The organism is Sphingobacterium sp. (assembly GCF_039596235.1).
Lineage (GTDB): Bacteria > Bacteroidota > Bacteroidia > Sphingobacteriales > Sphingobacteriaceae > Sphingobacterium.
Map to the genome: position 1 here is coordinate 281,652 of NZ_JBCNKE010000006.1, position 17,108 is coordinate 298,759.

At 40.4% G+C, this 17,108-nt stretch carries 19 protein-coding genes; 5 read left to right on the forward strand and 14 right to left on the reverse strand.

Features of this window, described 5'->3' with window-relative positions; translation table 11 throughout:
* Positions 1 to 20: 20 nt before the first annotated feature.
* The gene (pyrH, locus tag ABDW32_RS14585; RefSeq protein ID WP_343563612.1) at positions 21 to 725 is read right to left on the reverse strand and encodes a UMP kinase; all 705 of its coding nucleotides are present in this window, start codon (positions 723 to 725) and stop codon (positions 21 to 23) included.
* Positions 726 to 799: 74 nt separating this feature from the next.
* Complete coding sequence (gene bshA, locus ABDW32_RS14590; protein WP_343563614.1) at positions 800 to 1,942, reverse strand: N-acetyl-alpha-D-glucosaminyl L-malate synthase BshA; 1,143 nt, start codon at positions 1,940 to 1,942, stop codon at positions 800 to 802.
* Positions 1,943 to 2,205: 263 nt separating this feature from the next.
* Between bshA and ABDW32_RS14595 the strand changes: the two genes are divergently transcribed.
* The 5 genes from ABDW32_RS14595 (at position 2,206) to ABDW32_RS14615 (ending at position 6,834) form a co-directional block, all read left to right on the forward strand.
* On the forward strand, positions 2,206 to 2,925 hold the full coding sequence (locus tag ABDW32_RS14595) for a DUF1003 domain-containing protein (RefSeq protein WP_343563616.1): 720 nt from the start codon (positions 2,206 to 2,208) through the stop codon (positions 2,923 to 2,925).
* The gene (arfB, locus tag ABDW32_RS14600) at positions 2,922 to 3,326 is read left to right on the forward strand and encodes an alternative ribosome rescue aminoacyl-tRNA hydrolase ArfB (protein ID WP_343563618.1); all 405 of its coding nucleotides are present in this window, start codon (positions 2,922 to 2,924) and stop codon (positions 3,324 to 3,326) included. The genes ABDW32_RS14595 and arfB overlap by 4 nt, the downstream gene beginning before the upstream one ends.
* Positions 3,327 to 3,475: 149 nt before the next feature.
* The gene (locus tag ABDW32_RS14605) at positions 3,476 to 3,844 is read left to right on the forward strand and encodes a BlaI/MecI/CopY family transcriptional regulator (protein ID WP_343563620.1); all 369 of its coding nucleotides are present in this window, start codon (positions 3,476 to 3,478) and stop codon (positions 3,842 to 3,844) included.
* A gap of 29 nt (positions 3,845 to 3,873) precedes the next feature.
* Positions 3,874 to 5,928: an energy transducer TonB gene (locus ABDW32_RS14610; RefSeq protein ID WP_343563622.1), complete on the forward strand. Its 2,055-nt coding sequence runs from the start codon at positions 3,874 to 3,876 to the stop codon at positions 5,926 to 5,928.
* Between the two features lie 12 nt (positions 5,929 to 5,940).
* Positions 5,941 to 6,834: a hypothetical protein gene (locus ABDW32_RS14615; protein ID WP_343563624.1), complete on the forward strand. Its 894-nt coding sequence runs from the start codon at positions 5,941 to 5,943 to the stop codon at positions 6,832 to 6,834.
* 36 nt (positions 6,835 to 6,870) lie between these two features.
* Here the strand turns inward: ABDW32_RS14615 and ABDW32_RS14620 are convergent, their stop codons facing one another.
* From ABDW32_RS14620 to ABDW32_RS14675, 12 genes are all read right to left on the reverse strand, one after another.
* Positions 6,871 to 7,161: a chaperone modulator CbpM gene (locus tag ABDW32_RS14620; protein WP_343563627.1), complete on the reverse strand. Its 291-nt coding sequence runs from the start codon at positions 7,159 to 7,161 to the stop codon at positions 6,871 to 6,873.
* 4 nt (positions 7,162 to 7,165) lie between these two features.
* Positions 7,166 to 8,098, reverse strand: a complete 933-nt coding sequence (locus tag ABDW32_RS14625; protein WP_343563629.1) for a J domain-containing protein — start codon at positions 8,096 to 8,098, stop codon at positions 7,166 to 7,168.
* Positions 8,099 to 8,226: 128 nt separating this feature from the next.
* Positions 8,227 to 9,801, reverse strand: coding sequence for a M28 family peptidase (locus ABDW32_RS14630; protein ID WP_343563631.1), 1,575 nt, complete (start codon positions 9,799 to 9,801; stop codon positions 8,227 to 8,229).
* Positions 9,802 to 10,053: 252 nt separating this feature from the next.
* Positions 10,054 to 10,500, reverse strand: coding sequence for a ribose 5-phosphate isomerase B (rpiB, locus tag ABDW32_RS14635; protein WP_282250232.1), 447 nt, complete (start codon positions 10,498 to 10,500; stop codon positions 10,054 to 10,056).
* A gap of 13 nt (positions 10,501 to 10,513) precedes the next feature.
* Positions 10,514 to 11,374, reverse strand: coding sequence for a twin-arginine translocase subunit TatC (tatC, locus tag ABDW32_RS14640; RefSeq protein WP_343563633.1), 861 nt, complete (start codon positions 11,372 to 11,374; stop codon positions 10,514 to 10,516).
* A gap of 76 nt (positions 11,375 to 11,450) precedes the next feature.
* The gene (gene accC / locus ABDW32_RS14645; RefSeq protein WP_343563635.1) at positions 11,451 to 12,806 is read right to left on the reverse strand and encodes an acetyl-CoA carboxylase biotin carboxylase subunit; all 1,356 of its coding nucleotides are present in this window, start codon (positions 12,804 to 12,806) and stop codon (positions 11,451 to 11,453) included.
* A gap of 72 nt (positions 12,807 to 12,878) precedes the next feature.
* The gene (gene accB, locus ABDW32_RS14650) at positions 12,879 to 13,364 is read right to left on the reverse strand and encodes an acetyl-CoA carboxylase biotin carboxyl carrier protein (protein WP_343563637.1); all 486 of its coding nucleotides are present in this window, start codon (positions 13,362 to 13,364) and stop codon (positions 12,879 to 12,881) included.
* A 75-nt stretch (positions 13,365 to 13,439) separates the two neighbouring features.
* On the reverse strand, positions 13,440 to 14,429 hold the full coding sequence (locus ABDW32_RS14655) for a beta-ketoacyl-ACP synthase III (RefSeq protein WP_343563638.1): 990 nt from the start codon (positions 14,427 to 14,429) through the stop codon (positions 13,440 to 13,442).
* A gap of 6 nt (positions 14,430 to 14,435) precedes the next feature.
* On the reverse strand, positions 14,436 to 15,374 hold the full coding sequence (gene plsX, locus ABDW32_RS14660; RefSeq protein WP_077437805.1) for a phosphate acyltransferase PlsX: 939 nt from the start codon (positions 15,372 to 15,374) through the stop codon (positions 14,436 to 14,438).
* Positions 15,375 to 15,480: 106 nt separating this feature from the next.
* Positions 15,481 to 15,672: a 50S ribosomal protein L32 gene (gene rpmF / locus ABDW32_RS14665; protein WP_077437804.1), complete on the reverse strand. Its 192-nt coding sequence runs from the start codon at positions 15,670 to 15,672 to the stop codon at positions 15,481 to 15,483.
* A gap of 14 nt (positions 15,673 to 15,686) precedes the next feature.
* Complete coding sequence (locus ABDW32_RS14670; protein ID WP_046672268.1) at positions 15,687 to 16,223, reverse strand: DUF177 domain-containing protein; 537 nt, start codon at positions 16,221 to 16,223, stop codon at positions 15,687 to 15,689.
* A gap of 102 nt (positions 16,224 to 16,325) precedes the next feature.
* A complete protein-coding gene (locus ABDW32_RS14675; protein ID WP_343563645.1) occupies positions 16,326 to 16,976 on the reverse strand; it encodes an epoxyqueuosine reductase QueH in 651 nt (216 codons plus the stop codon).
* Positions 16,977 to 17,108: the final 132 nt, after the last annotated feature.

Genomic DNA, 17,108 nt, shown 5'->3' on the forward strand with positions numbered 1-17,108 from the left:
ACGTTTTTTACAGATATTAATTATTTTACCACAGTTCCAACATGTTCTCCATTGGCAAGTTTCAATAAATTGCCCGGTTTGTTCATGTCAAATACAATGATTGGTAATTTGTTTTCCTGACAAAGGGTAAAGGCTGTCATATCCATTACATTAAGTCCTTTTTCGTAGACCTCTGTGAATGAGATTTCCTCAAATTTTGTCGCGTTAGGATCTTTCTCTGGATCAGCAGTATAGATACCGTCTACACGTGTTCCTTTTAGCACTGCATCCGCATTGATTTCAATTGCGCGCAAAGAGGCTGCAGTGTCCGTTGTGAAATATGGATTTCCGGTACCAGCTCCGAAAATAACAATACGACCTTTTTCAAGGTGGCGTACCGCTCTTCTGCGGATAAATGGCTCACAGATCTGTTCCATTTTGATAGCCGTTAGTAAACGTGTCTTTTTACCTACTTTTTCAAGAGCATCCTGAAGTGCCATACTGTTGATAACAGTGGCAAGCATTCCCATGTAGTCCGCCTGAACACGGTCCATTCCTGATTTTTCAGCGCTTAAACCGCGGTAAATGTTACCACCACCGATAACAATTGCAATTTCTAAACCTTGATCGTGAATTTCTTTGATATCATTAGCGTATTGTGATACACGGTTAATATCGATACCATAGCTTTGGTCACCCATTAAGGATTCACCGCTAAGTTTTAATAAGATACGTTTGTATTTCATAATTGTTTTTTTGGAAATTTTCCAAAGGTCAAAGATAAAATTTTTTTTTCAACCCTTAAGGCCAAAAATGATATTTATTGCGCTTTTGTTGTTTGATCAATCACTTCCTGATAATATTGTTCGTATAAAGGCATGATATTGGACAATTGGAATTTTTTTGCGTGATTTAATGCCGCTGCCTTAAATTTTTCCAATCGCTCCGCATCTTCTAGGATATAGATCGCATTCTTGGCCATATCATCCACATCACCTACGTTGCTGAGAAACCCTGTTACACCATTTTCATTCAACTCGGGTAATCCACCGGTATTGGAGGACACCACTGGAACCTGACAGGCCATCGCTTCTAATGCCGCTAATCCAAAACTTTCGGAACTGGAAGGCATCAGAAAAAGATCGGAAACTGAAAGGATCTCTTCAACAGCATCCTGTTTACCCAAAAAACGGACATCCATACATACATCCAATTCTCTGGATAATTCTTCTGCATTACGGCGTTCAGGTCCATCGCCCACCATTAATAATTTGGATGGAATGACATCATGTACTTTCTTAAATATACGGATGACATCTTCCGTGTTTTTTACTTTTCTGAAATTGGAGGTATGCACTAAGATCCGCTCATTACCCGGAGCGATGGCCTTTTTGAAATGGGAGCGATCCTTATTGCTGAATCTATCGAGATCAATGAAATTGGGGATTACTTTAATTGCTCTGGAAATATCAAAATACCGTAGCGTCTCATCTTTAAGGTTCTGCGAAACAGCAGTTACACCATCAGACTGATTGATGGAGAAGGTAACCACCGGGCTGAAGCTTTTGTCCTTTCCAACAAGGGTGATGTCCGTACCGTGTAAAGTGGTTACTACGGGGATATTGATTCCATAGGTGGTCAGTAGGATCTGCTTGGCCATAAATGCTGCTGAAGCATGGGGAATGGCGTAATGTACATGGATCAGATCCAGCTTTTCAAAACGTACGACATCGACCAATTTACTGGCAAGTGCAGATTCGTAAGGTAAAAAGTCAAAAAGTGGATATTGGGATACAGCTACTTCGTGATAGTATAGGTTTTCCGAAAAGAAATCTAGGCGTGCGGGTTGTCGATAGGTTATAAAATGGATCTCATGTCCATTGGCCGCTAAAGCCTTTCCTAATTCCGTTGCCACAACACCACTGCCACCAAATGTGGGATAACAAACAATGCCTATTTTCATTTGTGTAATTTTTTATTAGTGTTCGCTTTCATTGAGTCTAAATGAACCCGCGGCACCCGTTTTTATTTTAAACGTGATAAAGCTGTCTGATCTTATACCGCTCACTATTGCGCGGAGTAGATCCAGACGTTTTCATCATCTGATTTTTTGTGTTGCAAATTTCGGCTATTTATGCCTAAAATAACAAAAACCAATTGCCATAGTTTTGTGAATTTTTTGATTACTTAAAAAGCATTATCTTTAAGTAGACATTTGAGTGGTATATGGACAATTTCATAAGTGATATTTCAGGCCAACAATTCCCCTTGGAACAACGTATTTTGGGCGCTTCTATCCGACAGCCTATTTTTAAACTGATCCGCAAGGAATATCCAAATTTTAGAAAAGATAACGCTATCGCAGCGACAGAGCTGACACGATTTAAGGAAGCCTATATTACTGAATTTTTGAAGGACGAGTCCGGCCAGCTCAGTCAGCTGGATCAGCAAGTGATACAGAGCTTTAAGGATAATAAGGTGATCAGTGCAAATCTGGATAATGAGGGGGCTGCAGCGCTCTCAATAGGCGAACGCATAGCGGATAAGGTTGCGGAATTTGGTGGTAGTTGGACTTTTATTATTTCCTTCGTCGTATTTTTGCTGATCTGGATCGGAGTCAACATGTATTGGTTACATAACAAGGGATTTGACCCGTATCCATTTATTCTGCTTAATCTCATCTTGTCCTGCGTGGCTGCACTACAGGCCCCTGTTATTATGATGAGCCAAAATAGGCAGGAGGCTAAGGATCGTGAACGGGCACGGAATGATTATATGGTGAACCTGAAGGCGGAACTCGAAATCAGGGAATTACATGAAAAAATAGATCATCTCATTATTAGAAAAGAGCAGGAACTGGCTGAAATACAGCGCGAGCAGGTAGAAAAATTAAGCTTCCTGCTACAGAAAATGGAAAAAATTGAAGAAGCATTTAAAGACAAATGAATATAACAGGATTAATAGGGGAACTGACGTTTAAATTTTCAAGGTCTGGTGGAGCAGGGGGGCAACATGTCAACAAAGTATCTTCCAAGGTTACCCTGCAGTGGGATGTGGAGCGGTCTGCTGTATTTTCGGCCGAAGAAAAGGCTCTAATAGCTGAAAAGCTTTCGAATCGTATCAATAAAGAAGGAATATTGCAATTGGAATCGGATACGGACCGCTCACAGGTAAGAAACAAAGAAATCGCCATTGACCGTTTTCTTCATCTTGTGGAAGATGCGCTTGTGCCCAGCAAGCCAAGAAAGAAAACCAAAATACCCTATTCCAGCGTGCTAAAAAGGTTGGACCGCAAAAAACAACAATCTCAATTGAAAGCTTCACGTAGACGAAGTTTTGAGGATTAATTTGTTATAAAACAGTGGTTAGTTGAATTTTATTGAATTAATAATCAGATTGTTGTGTATATAACTAAAGAAATAGTTGTAAAACTATTTCTTTAGTTATATACTTGTATTGTAATCGATTACAACAGTACTGTTAATCATAAGGAGTTATGGAAGATTTTAAAGAATTGACTAAAGCAGAAGAACAGATTATGCAGGAGCTTTGGGAAATGGGACGTGGTTTTGTCAAGGATATCATTGACCGACTACCCGAACCGAAACCTGCTTACAATACAGTTTCAACGATAGTGCGTATTCTCGAAACCAAGGGTTTTGTGACGCATGAATCTTTTGGTAAAAGCCATCAGTATTTACCGAAAGTCTCAAAAGAGGAATATAAAAAAGGAATTACCGGTAAGTTGTTGAATAATTATTTTGATAATTCTCCCAAAAGTATGCTTTCTTATTTTCTGGAAGAAAATAAATTGGATGTCAAAGAACTAGATGATATTCTTTCGATTATCCGAAAAAACAAATAGCAACAACCGCCTCTTATAAACTTTTGATTATGATTTACTTATTGATTGTCAATGTTTCATTGATTATCAGCTTTGCGCTCTATAGGCTGATATTTCGTAAACTCACTTTTTTCCAATGGAACCGGATTTATTTGATCGGGATGATTATATTCTCGCTCTTGGCGCCAATCGGGATTTTTATTGAATTACCGAAAAACGAGGTTATTTCCTATTCCATACCAATGGTGGATCTGAGTGGTTATATGGATATCGCTATCAGTACCCCAAAGGAACAGCCTATTTATTTGGTTGATATCTTGACTTATGTATATTGGACGGGCGTTGCGATAGCATGCGTTTTACTGCTAGTTCGGATAATACAGCTGTTTCGGGCATTACGTCACGAGCATGATTATTTAAGTTTCTCATTTTTCAATAAAATCGTCATTGGCGGATCTATTACAGATAGGGGCAGTATAGCATCGCATGAGCGTGTTCATGTCGAACAGGGCCACTCTTATGATCTGCTTTTGATGGAACTGTTGAAAATTTTCAACTGGTTTAATCCGATTTTATATTTCTTTCAAAAGGAGTTAAAGTTTCAGCATGAGTGTATTGCCGATGAAGTCTGCTCAACGGACAAGGTGGCTTACGCCGAAATGCTGGTTGCTCATGCCCTGAAGGTGGATCATCTGGCACTCACGCATGAGTTTTCTAATCATTCGTTTTTAAAGAAAAGAATTATGATGTTATTTAAGAATAAATCGGCGCGAAAAAAGCGTTTATTATATGCTGCCGTATTACCTATGTTGCTGGTCGTCATGGGGTCTACTTTGGTCTTTAATACCACACGTGCCAAGGATATTGTTTCAGACGTCGAGAGTTCGATCAATCAAGTGGAACTAAAGACGCCAACGGAGACGATAAAGGCGGAGGATGGTCTATTCACCAACAATAGGGAACTCCGATCAGATACAACCAAAAATAGAAAAGTAGCCGACGCCAAACAAGCTAAATTGGATGCTGAGCGAGCCATGGCAGAAAAAAAGGTGAAGGATGGGAATACCAAGCTCGATTCGCTTGATCCAACCTTCAATGCGATATTTACAGCGGTTGAGGTTAACCCGGAGCCAATCGGAGGAATGGCCAATTTTATGAACTGGATATCTACAAATTATACATATTCTAAAGAAGCGCTTGAGAAAAAGCTGAATGGTATCATTGAGATTTCTTTTGTTGTAGAAAAAGATGGTAGTCTTTCCGATTTCAAAGTAAGGCGGGATTTGGGGTATGGCACGAAAGAGGCTGCATTGGAATTAATGAAAAAAGCGAAAAAGTGGAAGCCGGGAATTCAAAATGGGCGGGCCGTTCGAGTGGCTTATACATTGCCGATTCGTCTAAATCTAAGTGATGGGAAAGAGAATCAGGTTGTGCGTGAAAATCCAGCGGGAAGTCCGGTCTTGGGTCGTGAAGGGCTTGAGAAATGGTTTATTCAGAATTTTAAATTTCCCAGGAAGATTTCCAAAGAAGATCTTGATCCTGTTATCCAGGCTTATTTAACAATCAATGCGGATGGTACCATCAATTCAGTGTTGACCAATTCGGATTTAGGGGGAGCATTTGCTCAGGAGGCTGCAAGACTTTTACAGAAAACGAAATGGAATCCCGCTGTGGTAGAGGGCAAACCCGTAAAATCCACTGGTTTTTTTCGCATTAAGTTTACGCCAGATGGGGGATATGTGAAAAATTATACGCGGGTGGATGTAAATTCGGAACCCATAGGGGGGATGATTGCCTACAGAGATTATGTCATAAAGAATTATAATCCAAATTCGACGGGGGAGGATGGCAATGTCGTCGTACAGTTTATGGTTGAAAAAGATGGCAGTTTGAATGACTTTAAAATCCTTAATACGCCTGATGCGAAGGCTGCACAGGAGCTTGTAAAACTGTTGCAACGCGGAGTAAAATGGAGACCCGGACTTCTTGATGGCCGACAGGTTAGAAATCAATATGAGCTGACATTAAAGGTGATGAAAAGAAATGGAAATTCATATGATGTTTATCGTTGGGAGGGGCTAAAGGTGCAAAAGCTAAAATCATAGGAGACCTCTCAGATGTTTAAAAAAGAAAGAACGTTTCTGCTGTTTATCACACTGTCCCTATGTGCTATGCTGTCGTCCTGCAAATCCTATCAGGTTGTACCAAATGGTTACACCGTGGAAGGTGATGAGTATTTTATCAATATTGACAAGGAACTGGCGGTATTTCTGGGTGATGATCTTTTAAGAGAGGAAAACTGGAATACTTATACCGGCCCGATCAATGTCAGTAAGGTCAATGTGAAATACAAAAATGTCCTCAAGCATCTCAATTACGCGGACACTGCCTACAAGGTGTTATTTACGGGAAGTCTAAAAGGAAGTTACAGTTATGATATCCTTGCAGTAATGAACAATTATCCGAATGCTAAAGGCAAAAAAAATCATTTACTGGATCTGACTACTTTCCAGCGCGAGGAAAACAAGGAAGGGCGCTATTTCTATAATATAGGTGAATTTAAAGGACGGAAGGTACTTCATTTTGTTATTCCATTCAATGACCGGCTTTGGCAGGAAAAAATGTTAAGTATGATCTTTCTGCTTCCGGCTGATGTTGAAGATATTGCCTGGGCAAAAGATATTGTGCAATCTAATGTTGCCATGTACCGAAACCGCTATATTTTTACGCCGAGCCGAACGACAATACACTGTGCGGATGATGGAAGCCGTTCGCACCTGGACTATAAGATCCCCGAAGAGAAAATTAACAAAACCGGATATATGCTGATGAAAGCATACGGAATGGTTGAAGGAAAGCGCGCCTTGGTGGTCTATCGCTTAATGAAGCCCAGAGATTTTTATGGGTCCTTTGTTGTCTGCAAAGGCGATTATGAGATTATCTATACAACACTACAGGATAAAATTGTCTGGCAGACCAAAATCAATACGGAGCAGGATGTTGTATTCTAGTTCTTCTATTTTATGGGGGAATATGAAAGCCCGGGATTAATAATCCAGGGCTTTTAATTTATTTTTAAGCTGTACAATTTCATTTTGGAGTTGTTCGACCTTATTCAATAGCTGATGGGCCACCTGAATCCCCTGTGGATTTACTTCCAGTTCATAATAGAGATTGGAGAAGCGTTCCAGTTTTTTGAGTTCATCTTCGTCAATGAATTGTTCTTCTTCTTGTATGACAATATGTATAAGACCATATTCCTCCATGGTCTGCAGGAAAGTTGTTTCAACTTTTCTGGATTGACAGAAGTCTATAACTTTTATGAGTGTTGTTTCCATGAGATTAATGCTTTAAATCCTTCAGTTGCTGAAACAATGCCTTTTCTTCTTCAGATAAATTGCTCGGCATTTTAATATTTAGGCTGACATATAGATCGCCAAATTCGCCCTCTTTCCGATAGACCGGGAATCCTTTGCCTTTGAGCCGCATTTTTGCTCCGTTTTGACTTTCAGGTTTAATCTTTAATTTGATCTTACCGCCGAAGGTATCCAGCGTTGCCTCTCCGCCTAAAATGGCTGTATAGAGATCTACATCCAACGAAGTATACAGGTCATTTCCCTGACGTTTGAAATTGGCGTCGGGAGTGATATTGATTGTAATATACAGATCGCCTTTAGGTCCGCCATTGATTCCTTCACTGCCATAGCCCTTTAATTTGATTTTCTGTCCGTCTTCGACACCTGCATGAATCGTAATGCGGATGCTCTTGCCGTTGATGTTAAAGGTTTGTTGGTGAGTTGTATAGGCCTGTTGGAGTGATAAACTCAGTTCGGCATTGAAGTCCTGCCCACGGAAGGTACTTTGTCTGCCTCCACCGCGTCGACTGCCAAACATCTGTTCGAAAAAATCTGAGAATTGACCATCATCAAAATTTCCGGTATACTCGTAAGAACCTGAGCCGCCAAAAGGGTTGCCCCCTGTGCCAAAAGGATTGCCACCAGCAGATTGGGATTGTCTGTATTGCTGTTGTGCCTTTTCATATTCCTCGCCATGCTGCCAATGCTCGCCATATTGGTCATATTTTTTGCGTTTTTCGGGATCGGACAATACCTCATTTGCTTCATTAATCTCCTGAAACCGTTGTTTAGCCTCATTATCATTGGGGTTGACATCAGGATGGTATTTACGCGCTAGTTTTCGATATGCTTTTTTGATATCATCAGCCGAAGCCGTTTTATCAATGCCGAGCACTTTATAGTAATCTACAAAAGCCATATGTATTTTGTTGTCTTGTAATAAATATAACAAATTATTGAGGGCTTTGTTCTGGATGATCTTCAAAAAAAGGGAGTCCCAGTGTTTAAACACTGGGACTCCCTTTTTTTGAACACAAAGTTGACTTATTATTCTTTGTTGCTATCGATAATTAATCGCTGATCTCTATTCGCGATCTGCCATGCCGTAAAAAAGACCAATTTTTCCCGTTTAACCATCAATGGGAAGTCTATTTTGTCATAGGTATCGGCCGGTGTATGATAGTCCGGATGGAGCCCCGAAAAGTAGAAGATGGATGGTATTCCTTTTTTCGCAAAGTTATAATGATCTGACCGGTAATAAAGACGCATTGGATCTTTCGGATTATCATACATATAATCTATTTCCAGCTTGCTGTGTTTTTCATTTTCATCCTTATTGATCTGATATAGCTCGGAACTCAGTTTGTCTGAGCCGATTGCATGGATATAGTCATGGTTTCCTTTGAGGTGTTTATCATCTACACGACCAATCATATCAATGTTAATGCAGGCAACGGTATTTGCCAACGGAAAGATGGGATTTTCGGTGTAGAATTTAGAACCCAGTAGCCCTTTTTCTTCAGCCGCATAGGTAACAAACAGGATACTGCGTCTTGGACCATTCCCCTCGGCCTTTGCGCGGGCAAAGCTTCGGGCAAGTTCCAATACTGCCGTTGTTCCGGAGGCATTGTCATCCGCACCAAAGAAGATAGTTCCTTTGGAATCTTTGCCGTCATGATCGTAATGTCCGCCAATGACTATAATTTCATCTTTTTTGTCGGTTCCCTCCAGGTATCCCAAAACATTGGGGTCAGTTAAAGGTTTGGCATTGGTGCCGAATTCAGCCTTAAGCTGGGTGTTGATAACAAAGGAATTTGCCTGTCCTGAACGGTTGATTTTGCCGACAACAGCAGCCAGATTTGTGCGTGCAAGATTAAAAATATAATTTGCAGCATGGTCGGTAATGTTGATGACCGGAATCATCGGCGACTTTTCGGGGGCAGGTTGATCAACAGCAAGGTTATAACGTCCTTCTGTCGCGCGGTCTCCAGCCTCTTCAAGTAATTGGGATAACTGGCTGTTGACGGCTAATATTAATTTTGGTTTCTTCTTGAGAATTTCTTTTATTTTTTTGTTCCTGCTCGTCGACCAGTCCGATGGTGTTTTTTTTCCGGTGATCCATGAATTTCCTTTATCATCAGTAGGTTCACCTTCGTTTAATAATAGCACAACTTTATTGGTCAGGTCAAGTCCCGCAATATCGGAGTATTTTGAATCCTCAATGCCGTAGCCTATAAAGATAATCTCATCGCTTTCAAAGAGTTTATTCTCGTTGTTGCCAATGATGAAAATATCTTTTCCATTTAGGAACGGTCGGTCATTAATTGTAAATTGTTTGACCTTAAAACTATTGTGTATAAGCTGAAGGGGTTGGAAATATGATCCATTTACTGGTGCTGAAAGGCCATATTTTTTGAACTCGTTTGCGATATAATCTGCAGCCAGTTGACCGCCTTTCTGCCCTGTTCCTCTTCCTTCAAAGTCTACAGAAGCAAGCGTGCGCAGATGTTTTTGTGTAGATTCTACGGTGATTTCACTCGCGTACTTGCTGCTGACATCCTGTGCCTGAGCACAGCTTACCATAGACAACGCTATCCAGATCAGGTTATGTATTTTCTTCATTTCGTATTGAGAATTTGGTATTGCGTATTGAGATCCGGGGCTGTAAGCTTAGATTCTCGTTGTACGCAATACTTATTGTTAAATATAGGATGATCGTTTGATAGCTATTAACGACTGTGCGTTATTATGTTCATAACAATATGAGTGATAGCAATGCCAATTTTGATCACCTTAATTATATACAATATAACTAAAAAAGCGGATGAAAAGTATCTTCTACCCTTCATCCGCTTCTTAAAATATGTTAATTTATTAACAGCTGCAAGCTATTTTATTGACACGATTAGCATGACGTCCACCTTCAAATTCGGTTGTCATAAAAGTTGATACGATCTTTTTAGCTAGATCAAGATCGATAAAACGGGCTGGGACACATACCACATTGGCATCATTATGTTGACGTGCCAATGCCGAAATTTCTTCCAACCAACAGATCGCGGCGCGGATATTCTGATGTTTATTGGCCGTGATCGCAACACCATTGGCACTACCACAGATTAATACACCTGCATCAGCCTCTTTATTTTCTACCGCAGATGCGACGGGATGTGCAAAATCTGGGTAATCGACCGAATCTGGGGAGTTTGTTCCAAAGTCGGTTACTTCATAACCCAATTCATTTAAAAAGCTAACCAATGCCGTTTTGTATTCAAAACCTGCATGGTCACTTCCGATCGCGATTTTCTTTACACTGCTCATTTCTCTTGTTATTTTATTTTTCTTGTGCTAATTTTTTTCTTTTGACATCCGCGGAGACCATGATACTTATTTCATATAATAAGAACATAGGCGCAGCAACGGTCAACATGGTAATAATATCTGCAGAAGGTGTAATTACTGCTGCGATAACTAAAATGATTACTGTTGCATAACGACGACTTGCACGCATAAATTCAGGCGTCATAATGCCTATTTTAGATAGAATAAATACCATGATCGGTAGTAGGAACACAATCCCGCAACCTAATGTCAACGTCGCGATGGTAGACAGATAGTTGTCTATTGTAATCTGGTTGACGATTTCATCACTTAAGGATACATTCGCTAGGAAATTGATGGATAATGGTACAACAATGTAATATCCGAACAGTGCGCCTAAAATAAACAATACAGAAGAGTAAAACACAAATCCACGTGCGGAACGTCTTTCCACATCTGTCAAAGCTGGTTTTACAAATAGCCAAATTTCGAAAAGAAGATAAGGGAAACCCATCATCAAAGCCATCAACAAGCAGGAGTTGATCTGGAGCATAAATTGCCCCGCCAATTCTGTATTGATAATATTAAAAGGGATTTTCTTGACACAGAAATCAGCCAAATTGAATACCTCAGCGGCTTTACACATCATGCGGTAGGTCCAAAAATCCAGATTTTTGGGTCCCATGATAATATCTTTAAATACAAAATCGTAGAATGTGAATGCGATACCTGCAAAGATACAGATAGCGATAGCTGAACGGACCAAATGCCATCTTAAGACCTCAAGATGGTCAAAGAAAGACATCTCGGCTTCTATATTCTTCCCCTTATTTTTGATAGCTTGTATTAGATCTTTCGAATTTGGTGTACTCATAAAAATTGTTTGAAAACAAAAATACCATTCTTATTGTAAAGAATGGTATTTTTTATGTATGTAAAGATAATTTTATTTAATCTTCTACAGGATATTCAGTTAGGTCAAATGTTTCCATAAACTTTGTGGTGAAATTGCCGGCTCTAAAGTTAGGGTCACGCATCAATCTCAGGTGCAAAGGAATGGTTGTTTTGATACCTTCAATCACGAATTCGCTCAATGCACGCTCCATGGTACAGATGGCCTCTTCACGAGTCTGTGCCACACAGATCAATTTTGCGATCATCGAATCGTAGTTTGGCGGAATGGTATAACCCGAGTATACGTGTGTATCTACACGTACACCATGACCTCCCGGTGAATGGAAGTTCGTGATTTTGCCTGGTGAAGGACGGAAGTTGTTGAACGGATCTTCGGCATTGATACGACATTCGATCGCGTGCATTTCCGGTTCATAATTTTTTCCGGAGATCGGAATACCAGCAGCAACCTTGATCTGTTCTTTGATCAGATCGAAGTTGATTACTTCTTCCGTTACGGGATGCTCTACCTGAATACGTGTATTCATCTCCATAAAATAGAAGTTGCGGTGTTTGTCAACCAAAAATTCGATTGTACCGGCACCTTCATAGTTTACAGCTTTTGCACCTTTCACCGCAGCTTCACCCATTTTAGCTCTTAACTCAGGTGTCATAAATGGTGAAGGAGATTCTTCGATCAATTTTTGATGACGACGTTGGATCGAGCAGTCGCGTTCTGATAAGTGACATACGGTACCGAACTGATCGCCTACAATCTGGAATTCAATGTGGCGCGGTTCTTCTACATATTTTTCAAGGTAGATACCATCGTTGCCAAATGCGGCTGCGGATTCCACACGGGCAGAATCCCAAGCTGGTTCGAATTCTTCGTCTTTCCAGATGATGCGCATACCGCGGCCACCACCACCGGCAGTAGCCTTGATGATAACGGGGTAACCGATTTCATTGGCTAATGTGATCCCTTCTTTTACGTTTGAGATCAAACCATCCGACCCAGGTACAGTAGGTACACCGGCTTTTTTCATGGTATCCTTTGCACGGGACTTATCGCCCATTTTTTCGATTTGCTCTGCGGTAGCACCAATAAATTTGATACCATACTCAGCGCAGATTGCTGAAAAACGTGCATTTTCGGACAAGAAACCATATCCTGGGTGAATCGCGTCAGCGTTTGTTAATTCAGCCGCAGAAATAATGTTCGGAATGTTTAAGTAAGAGTCTTTACTCGGTGGAGGGCCGATACAGACCGCCTCATCAGCAAAGCGTACGTGTAAGCTGTCTCTATCTGCGGTTGAATATACTGCAACACTCTTGATACCCATCTCACGGCAGGTACGGATAATGCGCAGGGCAATCTCGCCTCTATTTGCAATTAGTATTTTTTTAAACATTGTCTTGAATTATGAAGTTTACAAAAATGTAGCCCTTTTGGAGGCTACATCATATTCATTTACGTTTGTAAATTACTTAGGCTCAACTAAGAATAATGGTTGGTCATACTCAACAGGTTGAGCATCCTCTACCAAAATCTTAACGATTTTACCAGAAACTTCAGATTCGATTTCGTTGAACAATTTCATTGCTTCAACAATACACAATACATTACCTGTATTGATTTCATCACCAACGTTCACAAAAGATGGTTTACCAGGTCCTGCTGAACGGTAGAAAGTACCGATCATTGGTGATTTGATTGTAATCAAGTTCGCGTCAGCGTTAGCTGCTGGAGCAGCTGGCGTAGCCACAGGGGCTGGAGCTGGTGCTGCCGCTTGCGCAACAGGAGCAGCAGCAATCGGTGCAGCTGCTGGAACAGAAGCTGTAACGTACGTAGGCTCTTGATTTGTCTTTATTGTAATTTTAAAATCTTGCTCTTCAATCGAGACTTCATTCACACCTGATTTTGAAACGAATTTAATCAAGTCTTGAATTTGTTTGATATCCATACCCATAGTATTCTAGGTTTTGTTTGTTTCTTAAAAAATTCTAACTGTCAAAAGTAATAAATTATACCATAAAATGGACAATTAATACGCCCATTTTAAATAGATGGATCCCCAGGTGAAACCGCCACCGAAAGCGGCAAGGATCAGGTTATCTCCTTTTTTCAATTGAGATTCCCATTCCCATAGGCATAGGGGAATTGTTCCGCTGGTTGTATTTCCATATTTTTGGATGTTCACCATCACTTTTTCTTCCGGAAGACCTACACGTTCTGCTGTTGCATCGATGATGCGTTTGTTGGCCTGATGTGGTACCAACCAAGCAATGTCTTCTGACTTCAGATTATTTTTTACCATAATATCATGGGCAACATCGGCCATGTTGGTCACAGCAAATTTGAATACTGTACGACCTTCTTGGTAAGCATAATGCAGACCTGCGTCAACAGTGGCATGTGAGGCCGGATTTAATGATCCTCCGCCTTTAATATTAAGGAATTGGCCACCTGAACCATCTGTTTTCAAAATGGCATCCTGTATACCCAATCCTTCTTCATTTGGCTCCAATAACACACAACCACAACCGTCTCCAAAAAGGATACAGGTATTGCGATCTTGGTAATTGATGACCGATGACATTTTATCAGCCCCAACAACAAGCACTTTTTTATGCGTACCAGCCGTAATAAACTGTGTTCCGGTATTCAGACCGAACAGGAAGCCTGAGCAAGCCGCCTGTAGGTCAAAGCCCCAAGCATTTGTTGCTCCGATTTTATCGGCTAAGATGTTTGCGGTGGCCGGGAACAGCATATCCGGTGTACTGGTACAAAAGATAATTAAATCGATATCCGTCGCTTCTATTCCTCTCTTTTTCAATAAACCCTGAACGGCAGGTACAGCAAGATCTGATGTAGCAAGCCCTTCGCCCTTTAAGATGCGTCTCTCTTTGATTCCTGTTCGTGATACAATCCACTCGTCGTTGGTATCGACCATTGTTTCCAACTCTTTGTTGGTGAGGATGTAATCGGGAACGTAACCATTTACAGCCGTAATCGCGGCATGAATCTTTGACATAAATACTTAATTGAAAATAGATCTGATGCTGTCAATGAATTTAGACTCGATCATATCTCTTGAAAATAAAACCATATTTTTAATGGCCTCCGGTGTTGAAATACCATGACCAATAATGACAGGAGCATTGACTCCCAAGATTGGACTACCGCCGTACTGCTCGTAGTTGAATCGGTCGAAGAAATCATCTTTAAAACCTTTTTTCAGGGTCACTACATAAAATGATTCTGCAAGTTTCAGGACTACATTACCTGTAAATCCATCACAGACGTAGACGTCGGCATGGTCACTAAACAGGTCACGGCCTTCTGCATTTCCGATAAAGTTAATCTTGTCGTTGGCTTTAAGTAGGGGGTAGGTAGAGGTTGTCAGGATGTTTCCTTTTTCTTCTTCTTCTCCGATGTTCAACAATCCCACTTTTGGGTTGGATACATTGAATACATGCTCGGCAAAGAGGCTGCCCAACATTGCAAATTGATTCAGCATCTCTGGCTTACAGTCTGCGTTTGCACCGACATCCAGTAGGATTCCGAATCCTGATTTCAATTTTGGAACAATTGATGCTATGGCTGGGCGCAATACGCCTGGAATAGCTTTTACGCTGAACATCGATCCCACGAGCATGGCTCCAGTGTTACCAGCGGATGCGAATGAGTCGATTTCTTTGTTTTTTAAATATTCAAATCCCTTCGCAATGCTTGAGTTGGGTTTTTGAGTTATCGCTTTGGTTGGATGTTCACCCATTGCAATGACTTCTGGAGCTTCCACATATTCAAAGTCAGATGAATTTCCTCCGGCTTGATCGATTAATTGTTTAGTCTCTTCAGTTTTACCAAAAAGGACTATCTTTTGGTCTCCAGTAAGCTGTTTTTGTGCCTCAATAGCACCTGTTATCGTTGCTTTAGGAGCATAATCTCCTCCTAAAATATCTAAACCAATCTTCATCCGTTATTATTTAGTAAATCAATAATACGCAAAAAACATCCCAAAATAAAGCAAATTTCTAAAATATTGCTTGTTTGGGATGTTTTGGTGTTATGAAAGGTTTACCTTAGACAACAGCTGTATTTTCAATGATCAATTTACCGTTGTAATACAAGTTTCCGTCTACTTTGTAAGCACGGTGAGGTAAATGAACTGCGCCAGTTTCTTTACATACTGTCAAGCTAGGAGCTTCAGCTTTATAATGTGTTCTTCTTTTGTCTCTTCTTGATTTAGAAGTTTTACGTTTTGGATGTGCCATCTCGTATTTTTGTTTTAGTTATTTTTAATATTTCTCAATGCTTCCCAACGTGGGTCGATAATTTCTTCTTCTTTTTGTTCCTCTGAATCCGGCTCACTTGTAAATAGTGCCAGCATTTCAGGATCACATTGTATCCCTTGTCCTTGCTCTTCACATTTTACGATATAGGGAACAGCTAAATTGATGTATTCATACAATAACTCAGCTATATCCAACTCATGGTCGCTTTTGGATAAGATCAACACCTCTTCGGTATTATCCGTCCAATCTTCATCCGTGAATTTGACTAATATCCGTTCCTGAATTGAAATCGGTGACATGAACTCTTTCAAGCAGGTATCACAAGTCAATTGAATCTCGCCTTGGATATCAAAATGCAAAATCAATAGATTTTCCTGTTTTTGCAATTCAACTTCTGCTTTCAGATTGCCATCTTTTACAATCGAATGTTCGTAGCAGTCAAAGAACTTTTTATTAATGTCAAATTCAAAATTGTGCTTTCCAGCGTTGAGCCCCGAAAAGGGAATTCTGTATTGTTTTAGATGTTTCACAATCTTGCATTTGAGCCTGCAAAGGTATGTATAAAATCATTAGGATAGAAATATTTTTTTAAATATTCCAGTCGAATGCTTTATATACACACATAGCACGACTTATTCATAATAATTTTTACCTAACTCTATCTTTTCGCGTCCATTTGCCATACGCCATTTGTTGGTATCACGTAGCGAATAAGCACAGCCGCAATATTCCTGCATGTAGAATTTCTCTTTTTTGGAGACCTCTAACATCCTCGCCGAACCACCCTTTTTGCGCCAGTTGAACGTCCAGTACTCCATACCTTCATGACGGGAAGCTGCACGTAGACCACAGTCGTTGATCTGCTCCATGTTTTTCCACCGTGAAATACCCAATGAGCTTGAGATCACGTCAAATCCATTCGCTGCAGCATATTCCGCTGTTTTCTCAAAGCGCATATCAAAACACATGGTACAGCGGATCCCTCTTTCAGGCTCATGTTCCATGCCTTTCGCCAGATCAAACCAGTGATCTACATCGTAATCTGCATCAATAAAAGGGATATTATGCTTCTCCGCAAATCGAATATTCTCATCTTTGCGCAAGTCGTATTCCTTGCGGGGATGGATATTGGGGTTGTAGAAATAAATCGTAAAATCGATATCCGAAGCAATCAATGCTTCCATGACTTCTCCGGAACAAGGTGCACAACAGGAATGTAAAAGCAATTTCTTGCCTTCTCCTGGTAATGTCAGCTTCTCCCGTACAAATTCCTTCTTTTCCATAATCGTATGTGATATCAAAAACAAAGGCAATTTTAATCAAAAAGTAGCGGAATGACAAATATTTCCGTTTGACAGATCAACGGATCTGTCTAAAAGAATCAGATAAATTCATTGATATTCTGCATATATTAG

Bases quoted from the DNA above. Each gene is read 5' to 3' on its own strand.
- pyrH (WP_343563612.1), bottom strand. From the start codon at position 725: ATGAAATACAAACGTATCTTATTAAAACTTAGCGGTGAATCCTTAATG.
- bshA (WP_343563614.1), bottom strand. From the start codon at position 1,942: ATGAAAATAGGCATTGTTTGTTATCCCACATTTGGTGGCAGTGGTGTT.
- ABDW32_RS14595 (WP_343563616.1), top strand. From the start codon at position 2,206: ATGGACAATTTCATAAGTGATATTTCAGGCCAACAATTCCCCTTGGAA.
- arfB (WP_343563618.1), top strand. From the start codon at position 2,922: ATGAATATAACAGGATTAATAGGGGAACTGACGTTTAAATTTTCAAGG.
- ABDW32_RS14605 (WP_343563620.1), top strand. From the start codon at position 3,476: ATGGAAGATTTTAAAGAATTGACTAAAGCAGAAGAACAGATTATGCAG.
- ABDW32_RS14610 (WP_343563622.1), top strand. From the start codon at position 3,874: ATGATTTACTTATTGATTGTCAATGTTTCATTGATTATCAGCTTTGCG.
- ABDW32_RS14615 (WP_343563624.1), top strand. From the start codon at position 5,941: ATGTTTAAAAAAGAAAGAACGTTTCTGCTGTTTATCACACTGTCCCTA.
- ABDW32_RS14620 (WP_343563627.1), bottom strand. From the start codon at position 7,161: ATGGAAACAACACTCATAAAAGTTATAGACTTCTGTCAATCCAGAAAA.
- ABDW32_RS14625 (WP_343563629.1), bottom strand. From the start codon at position 8,098: ATGGCTTTTGTAGATTACTATAAAGTGCTCGGCATTGATAAAACGGCT.
- ABDW32_RS14630 (WP_343563631.1), bottom strand. From the start codon at position 9,801: ATGAAGAAAATACATAACCTGATCTGGATAGCGTTGTCTATGGTAAGC.
- rpiB (WP_282250232.1), bottom strand. From the start codon at position 10,500: ATGAGCAGTGTAAAGAAAATCGCGATCGGAAGTGACCATGCAGGTTTT.
- tatC (WP_343563633.1), bottom strand. From the start codon at position 11,374: ATGAGTACACCAAATTCGAAAGATCTAATACAAGCTATCAAAAATAAG.
- accC (WP_343563635.1), bottom strand. From the start codon at position 12,806: ATGTTTAAAAAAATACTAATTGCAAATAGAGGCGAGATTGCCCTGCGC.
- accB (WP_343563637.1), bottom strand. From the start codon at position 13,364: ATGGGTATGGATATCAAACAAATTCAAGACTTGATTAAATTCGTTTCA.
- ABDW32_RS14655 (WP_343563638.1), bottom strand. From the start codon at position 14,429: ATGTCAAAGATTCATGCCGCGATTACGGCTGTAAATGGTTACGTTCCC.
- plsX (WP_077437805.1), bottom strand. From the start codon at position 15,374: ATGAAGATTGGTTTAGATATTTTAGGAGGAGATTATGCTCCTAAAGCA.
- rpmF (WP_077437804.1), bottom strand. From the start codon at position 15,672: ATGGCACATCCAAAACGTAAAACTTCTAAATCAAGAAGAGACAAAAGA.
- ABDW32_RS14675 (WP_343563645.1), bottom strand. From the start codon at position 16,976: ATGGAAAAGAAGGAATTTGTACGGGAGAAGCTGACATTACCAGGAGAA.